Source organism: Treponema sp. UBA7567 (genome assembly GCF_002476655.1).
Taxonomy (GTDB): Bacteria; Spirochaetota; Spirochaetia; order Treponematales; family Treponemataceae; genus Treponema_D.
Window position 1 is genome coordinate 1 of the sequence record NZ_DLLH01000007.1, and the last position, 544, is coordinate 544.

The window sequence follows — 544 nt, forward strand, 5'->3', positions numbered from 1 at the left end:
TTTGAGCAATTTCAATATCTGAAAACATTTCAAAACCTCGCAAAATAATATTTTCACATTTTAATAAAATTCTAGCGCATTTACAACAAACAAAAAAAACAATAACAATCTGTTGTTTTCTAAATTTGCTACTTGTTTTTTTCGTAAAAGGTTATAATTACTTCAATGTTTTACGATCAGAATTCAATTTTAAGCCTAATTTCGCACATTCACTCTCAAAGCCAAAATTTTTTGCAAAAAAAANNACTCGCGACAAGCCACGGAAACATTCTTTTTTGTCTTAGCCGCACAAAAAGCCTTTCGCTCAGTGAACTTTCTCAGAAAATAAACCGCGATAAATCCACAACAACAGCCCTTGTAAAAAAACTTGAACAAGCTGGCTTAGTTGAAGAAAAAAAAGACCCGGACGACAGCCGAAAAAAACAAATCCAACTGACTCCAAAAGGAAGCCAATATAACGAAAAAACAAACGATTTATCGAACAAACTTATGCAAAACTGCTGGAAAAAATTTTCCGAACAAGAAAAAAATCAACTGGTTTCTT

1 protein-coding gene is annotated in these 544 nt (G+C 32.1%); it reads left to right on the forward strand.

The features are described from left to right. Positions 1-165: 165 nt before the first annotated feature. Positions 166-544, forward strand: a 379-nt coding sequence (locus B3Y13_RS00470) for a MarR family winged helix-turn-helix transcriptional regulator (protein WP_296691936.1), incomplete at its 3' end; no start/stop codon positions are given.